The 6,211-nt window shown below is 68.7% G+C and carries 6 protein-coding genes and 1 pseudogene; 4 read left to right on the forward strand and 3 right to left on the reverse strand.

All coding sequences use genetic code 11. The annotated features are described in order from the left end of the window. The 3 genes and pseudogenes from DLJ59_RS17480 to DLJ59_RS37490 form a co-directional block, all read left to right on the forward strand. The gene (locus tag DLJ59_RS17480) at positions 1 to 801 is read left to right on the forward strand and encodes an ABC transporter permease (protein WP_124773706.1); all 801 of its coding nucleotides are present in this window, start codon (positions 1 to 3) and stop codon (positions 799 to 801) included. A gap of 44 nt (positions 802 to 845) precedes the next feature. Beyond that, positions 846 to 1,817, forward strand: a complete 972-nt coding sequence (locus tag DLJ59_RS17485) for a glycine betaine ABC transporter substrate-binding protein (RefSeq protein WP_158630853.1) — start codon at positions 846 to 848, stop codon at positions 1,815 to 1,817. Between the two features lie 180 nt (positions 1,818 to 1,997). Continuing rightward, positions 1,998 to 2,243: pseudogene (locus DLJ59_RS37490) on the forward strand (DDE-type integrase/transposase/recombinase); the annotation flags it as partial. A gap of 512 nt (positions 2,244 to 2,755) precedes the next feature. Here the strand turns inward: DLJ59_RS37490 and DLJ59_RS17495 are convergent. Beyond that, positions 2,756 to 3,199: a hypothetical protein gene (locus tag DLJ59_RS17495; RefSeq protein WP_124773709.1), complete on the reverse strand. Its 444-nt coding sequence runs from the start codon at positions 3,197 to 3,199 to the stop codon at positions 2,756 to 2,758. Between the two features lie 310 nt (positions 3,200 to 3,509). Next, a complete protein-coding gene (locus DLJ59_RS36345; RefSeq protein ID WP_158630855.1) occupies positions 3,510 to 4,391 on the reverse strand; it encodes a chymotrypsin family serine protease in 882 nt (293 codons plus the stop codon). Between the two features lie 27 nt (positions 4,392 to 4,418). Between DLJ59_RS36345 and DLJ59_RS17505 the strand changes: the two genes are divergently transcribed. Next, complete coding sequence (locus tag DLJ59_RS17505) at positions 4,419 to 4,631, forward strand: phosphopantetheine-binding protein (RefSeq protein ID WP_124773711.1); 213 nt, start codon at positions 4,419 to 4,421, stop codon at positions 4,629 to 4,631. Here DLJ59_RS17505 and DLJ59_RS17510 read toward each other — a convergent pair. Further along, positions 4,617 to 6,211 (reverse strand): amino acid adenylation domain-containing protein (locus DLJ59_RS17510; RefSeq protein WP_124773712.1); only part of this gene is annotated, 1,595 nt, incomplete at its 5' end. The two genes, DLJ59_RS17505 and DLJ59_RS17510, sit on opposite strands and share 15 nt — an antisense overlap.

The following is a 6,211-nucleotide window of genomic DNA, read 5'->3' on the forward strand; positions in this document are numbered from 1 at the left end:
GTGGCCATACCAGCATTCGGGGCCAGGACCCGCGAGGTCGCGCCCGACGCCGACGACCTACTCAGCGAGCTCGGCGGACCGTCCCGGTTCTGGCGGCGGCTGGGCACTCCGGTGCTCCTCGCCGCCGTCTGCGTAGCCCTGTACCTCTACGTACAGAACCAGGAGCTCGACAGAATCTCCCAGGCGAGCCTCAACGCCGACACGATTCGCGAGAAGCTGATCGAGCATGTGGAGCTCACCTTCGTCTCGACCCTGATCGTCGTCCTCCTGGCGGTGCCGTTGGGGGTGCTCCTGACCCGGTCAGCGGTCCGCAGGTTCTCCCCGGTAGTGCTCGCCGTCGCCAACGTCGGTCAGGCGATACCGTCGATCGGGGTTCTGGTGTTGATGGCGATCACCGTCGGCATCGGCTTCAGCCAGACTGTCTATGCGCTGGTCATCTACGCCGCGCTGCCGGTCCTCCGTAACACCATCGTCGGCCTGAACCAGGTCGATCACATGCTCGTCGAGGCAGGCCGGGGAGTGGGCCTGAGCGGCTGGCAGGTGCTTCGCCGCATCGAGCTACCGCTGAGCGTGCCGGTCGTGCTCGCCGGCATCCGTACGGCACTCATCATCAACGTCGGCACCGCCACCCTGGCGACCTTCGTCGGTGCCGGCGGCCTCGGCTTCCTTATCGACCAGGGGATCCGCTTCGATCGGATGCCCGTTCTCATCACCGGAAGTGTCCTCACCGCAGTTCTGGCGCTGCTCCTTGACTGGGTGGCCGGAATTGTCGAGGACGCTCTGCGCCCGAGAGGGCTATGACCTCCGCGGCCTCGTCCCGAGTCGCTGACTATCAGAGGAGGAACATGAGGAACACGAACAAGCAAGGCCGTTGGCCGCTGCTCACCGGCGCACTGGCGCTGGTGATGCTCGTCGCCGCGTGCGGCAGCGACGGCAACGACGATGTCGCGGGCAGCGGAAGCATCGGGGAGAAGTTCGACCTCGGCGGCGCCACGGTCACGGTCGGTTCCAAGGAGTTCACCGAGCAACTCATCCTCGGAAACCTGACCAAGCTCGCACTCACCGCCGCGGGCGCCAAGGTGGAGGACCAGATCGGATTGCAGGGCAGTACGACCGTCCGCGCCGCGCTGACCTCCGGCGAGATCGACCTGTACTGGGAGTATCTCGGTACCGGCTGGGTCACCTACCTGAAGAACGAGAAGGGCATCCCCGGAGCCCAGCCGCAGTTCGAAGCAGTCCGCGACGCCGACGCCGCCAACGGTGTCACCTGGCTCGACCCGGCCCCGTTCAACGACACCTACGCGATCGCAGCGAGCAGCGAGACCGCCGAGCGGCTCGGCGTCGCCTCGATCTCCGACCTCGCCGCACTGGTCGCAAGCAACCCCGCGGACGCGACCTTCTGCGTCGGCGGCGAGTTCTCCACCCGGCCCGACGGCCTGCCCGGCCTGGAGAAGGCGTACGGCTTCAAGGTCGCACCGGACAACGTCTCCAACGTGCAGGACGCCCTCGTGTACAACCAGGTCGACAAGGGCGAGTGTGCCTTCGGCTCGATCACCTCCACCGACGGCCGGGTGGGTAGTCTCGGTCTCACCGTTTTGACCGACGACAAGCAGTTCTTCCCGCCCTTCAACGGTTCCATGAACGTCCGGAGTGAGATGCTCGACGAGCACCCCGAGATCAAGGACATCTTCGCTCCTATCGCGGCGGCCCTCGACGACGCCACGATGGTCGGGCTCAACGCGAAGGTCGACGTGGACGGTGAGGAACCGGCGGATGTCGCCAAGACCTGGTTGACGGAGAACGGCTACATCGGCTGACGACCCTGCCCCACGGCACCAACGTCGGGCCACTACCGCGTAGGGGTTCGGTCCCCTTCGGGCGCAAAGACAATCAGGGCCGTGACCCGCGCAACCGCGGGTCACGGCCCTGGTCGCTTCCGCCGCTTGCTGCCCGCGCGACGCCCCTTCCCGTCAGACCTCCTCGGACACTGCCGGGTCCTGAGCCTTGAGACGACCATCGGGGCGGCCCAGCGCGGCGTCGAGCGGCACGCCAACAATCCCATTGAGGCCGATCACAGTCAGCTCAAAGATCGACTACGACCCATGCGCGGGCTCCGAACCGACCAGACCACACAGCTGATCATCGCCGGACATGCGCTCATCCAGAATCTGCGCCGCGGACACTACGAACTCGGACTCGACGCATCCCCCGAGCTTCGCGTCGCCACGGCGCTCAGGGAACTCCCCCAGTGCTCTGACCGCGCCAAGCTTGACCCGCGGGTGCTCGGCAAAGCGCAGCACCACAGATGCGGGACTGTGCCAAGGATCAAGCAGTGCGAGACCTGGCGCCCGCTGACTCCCGGCCTGCTGGCGGAGGAGGCCGGACTCCGTTGACCCCGTCAACCCGCAAAACCTCGTGCATATGCTGGTGAGCGCAACGGCGAAGAGCGGGGTCGCCACGCGCTGGCCGGCGTGGTGCACTCGGACGGCAACACGCGGCTGCGCCGGCGCTTTCCGCGAAGTCCGACCGTCGCCTTCGATCAGGAGTTGCAGGCGACGAACCTGCAACCGCGCCCCAGCCGGACCTCTCTGGCCGTGACCCGCGGAACCGGCGGTACGTGCTTCTGCTCATCGCGATAGCGACGTCGATAGCGGCGGGCTTCCTGCTGTCCGGACTACGGCACCTACTCCACGACTGGTACGGGCCGCTCAACGCCGGCAACTGAAACCGAGGCTCTCTTGCGTGATTGGCTGCGCTACGGGCGAGCGTTCGTCGGTGCCACCGCCATCGCGCGGTGACCCGCGCCGCTGACCGCTGCCGCACCGGCGCTGATGAGGATCGCCAGGACGGCGACGATGCCACCGAGGCCCGGACGGGGTACCACCGCAGGTACCGCTCCACTGAACAGGGCCGACGCATCGTCGTAGGTGAGCGTGAGGAGGATCGCCGATCCGACCGCGACCAGACTCAGGACTGCGACGGCTGCCAGGGTGAGTGCTTGGCGGGCGGTCCGAGTGAGCACGGCCCAGGCGACACAGGCATGCAGCGCCACAACACTGCCCACATAGCCGCCCCATCCAGGGAATCTGGTGAGCGGCACCGTGATGTCGCCGTAGTGGGCCCACGGAATAGCGACGATGGAAACCAGGCTTCCCGCAGCACCAACGAAGGCAGCGGAAAGTGTGACGCTCCTCGTCACGGCTCGACCTCCTTGACGCTGGGGCTGGCGGGATCCGGCCCGCCACGCCCAACCAATCCGGTTGTCACGACGTTTGGAGTGAGACGCCGAGCGCCGTCAGCACTGGGGGCACCTCGGTCCAGAGGATGTACTCGTAGGAGAGACCCTCTTCGACCGGCAGGCTGCCGGCGCTGACGATGCCTCGCTCGGCGACGAACCCGTCTGATCGGATCGACCATACCGGGCCGCCGCTGTCGCCGTGTGCGACCGAGGGGCATCCCGCGCACCGATGACCCTCGACGCCGCGGCGAACCTTCCCGTTGTCGTCCGACTATTGGACGTACTCGTTCACGACTTCGATCTGACAGCGGTTCGGGTAGCTGGTGTAGCCGCTCTGGCAAACGAGTTCGCCGTCCCACGAGTACTGGCCCGAGCGGACATCGAAAACGTAGTCGTCGTTCACCCAGACGCCCGAGGAGGTGTTCACGTTGAAGATGGCGGCGTCGTTCAGGTCGTTCTCGGCCTTGATCTCACCGATGTTGTCGCCGTCCATCGCCTCGATGTCGTCACCATTGTCGTAGCAGTGCTCCGCAGTGAGCAGATATTCGGTGCCGGATGGGTTGCGCACGCCGAAGGCTGCCGTGCAGGTCCAGCCGGAGAGTCCCGAACCCTCTCTGATCGGGATTCCGCCCGGGTACGGCGCGCTTGGACTCTCCCGACTCACATTGTGAATGGGGTTACTGGCCACATACTCGATGTCCGCCGCGGCCATCGCGCTTCCCACCGATGCCGCGACCGCCCGGGAGAGCGACCCGGCCGCCTTGGGGTCGTTCACGCGCACCTGAAGGCCCCGGCCATCACTGGGCAGCACGATCGAGTACACCTTGAGGCCCGCCGCGCGGTGGGTGGTCGCCGCCTTCCAGATCTGGCTGCTCGCCTTCTCCATCTGCAAGCGCGAGTAGCGACTGATACGGATGTCGACAGACGTCGTCGCGCGCTGGGCGGCCGAGACGCTGGCCAGTGCGCGGCCGACGAGTTGGTCGGCCTCGCCGCGATCGGTGACGTGGAGAGTGACTCTGCCTGTTCCCCTGTCGATCTTCAGGCCGGCGAAGATGTTGCGGTAGCTGCGCTCGGCGATCTCTCCGATTTTCGCGGCCACCACCTGAGCCGGCGTCGCCTGGGCGAGCCCCGTGCCGGGCCGAGGGCTCGCCAAGAGCACTCCGGCGGAGAGGGGGACAGCATGGGCGTGGGGCCGACGGAGATCAAGGCGGTGGTCCTGGAGGTGGTGGGTGAGGTGCTCCAGCAGCAGGTGCGCAACACCGGCAACTTCCTGGACCTGGGCGGACACTCCTTCCTCGCGGTCCAGGTCGCACAGGCCGTGGAGCAGCGCGTCGCCAAATCCCTCGGACCCGTTGCGGACTCGTCCGCTCCCGACGCCCTACGCCGAGGGTGACCCGACCCGTACCGGCCGGCGGACCCGGGCCGGCGGGGCGGGCAGAGCCCTGCGGTCGACCTTGCCGTTGGCGGTGGCGGGCAACTCGGGCAGCACCACGTGGCGCAGCGGCACCATGTGGTCGGGAAGCTGCTCGGCCAGGAACGCCCGCAGCGCCGCCTCGCTCACGTCGCCCGCGTCGGCGTGCCGCTCGGTCACCACGTACGCCACCAGGGTCGGGGCCGCACCCAGGTCGTCGCGGAGCAGCACCACGCTGTTCGTGACGAGCGGGTGACTGTTCAGCACCGACTCGATCTCGCCGAGTTCCACCCGCTGCCCACGGATCTTCACCTGCGTGTCGATGCGCCCGCCGTAGTTCAGGTACCCCTGTGGTGACCACCAGGCCAGGTCGCCGGTGCGGTACACCCGCTGGGGACGCCCGGCGACGTGCACGGTGCCGAACCGCTCGGCGGTCAGGTCGGGCCGTCCGGCGTACCCCCGGGCCAGGCAGTCGCCGCCGACCACCAGTTCCCCGGGTACGCCCAGCGGGGCCAGCGCACCGTCGTCGTCCAGCACGTATGCCACGACGTTGGTGATCGGCCTGCCGATCGGGACGGTGGGGTCCGGTTCGGGTCGGCGGCACGGCCAGGCGGTGACGTCGATGGCGGCCTCGGTGGGGCCGTACAGGTTGTCCACCCGCACCGTCGTCAGGGTGGCGGTGAGCTTGTTGACGAGCTTCGGCGGCAGGGCCTCCCCGCTACAGATCACCCGGCGCAGGGCTGCGCACGCGGCGACCCCGGGCTCCTCGACGAACAGGGCGAGCATCGACGGCACGAAGTGCACTGTGGTCACCGCCTCGCGGGCGATGACGGCGGCCATCTCCTGCGGGTCGCGGTGCGCCTGGGCCTCGGCCGTGACCAGCGTCGCGCCGGCCAGGAAGGCCCAGAGCAGTTCCCACACCGACACGTCGAAGGTGTACGGCGTCTTCTGCAGCACCACGTCGCCGGGCCCGATGCGGTACTCCTCCTGCATCCACGACAGCCGGTTGGCCAGCGACAGGTGGGTCATCTGCACACCCTTCGGCGCCCCGGTCGACCCGGAGGTGAAGATGACGTACGACAGCCCGTCCACCACCTCCTCCGGCGCGCGGTAGCCACGCCAGTCGACGGGCAAGGCGGGCAGGTCGGCGCCGGCCAGTGGTCGCACCGGAACGGCCGGGGCTCCGCCGGTGCCGAGCGCGACCCGTCCCTCCTCGTCGGTGAGCGCCAGCGCGGCGTCGGCGGTGGTGAGCATCAGGTCCAGCCGGGCCCTCGGGTGGGACGGGTCGAGCGGCAGGTACGCCGCTCCGGCCAGCAGGACACCGAGCACCGCGACGACCATCTCCGGGCTCCGCTCGGTGCACAGGGCGACGACCGAGCCGGGGCCCACGCCCTCGGCGCGCAGTCGCCCGGCCAGCGCCGCTGCCTCGTCGAGCAGGTCCCGGTAGCTGCGGTCGCGTCCCCCGCCGCGCAGCGCGACGGCGTCCGGGGTGCGTTCCGCCTGCCGGCAGATCGCCTCGTGCACGGGTGTCCGGGGGGCCGGGGTCGGCGCGGGGTTGAAGC

Origin of the sequence: Micromonospora inaquosa, from assembly GCF_003857055.1 — a bacterium.
GTDB classification, from domain to species: Bacteria; Actinomycetota; Actinomycetes; order Mycobacteriales; family Micromonosporaceae; genus Micromonospora; species Micromonospora inaquosa.

What these genes read in the sequence shown, in the direction of transcription:
- DLJ59_RS17485 (WP_158630853.1), top strand. Translation starts at nt 846, where the DNA reads ATGAGGAACACGAACAAGCAAGGCCGTTGGCCGCTGCTCACCGGCGCA.
- DLJ59_RS17505 (WP_124773711.1), top strand. Translation starts at nt 4,419, where the DNA reads ATGGGCGTGGGGCCGACGGAGATCAAGGCGGTGGTCCTGGAGGTGGTG.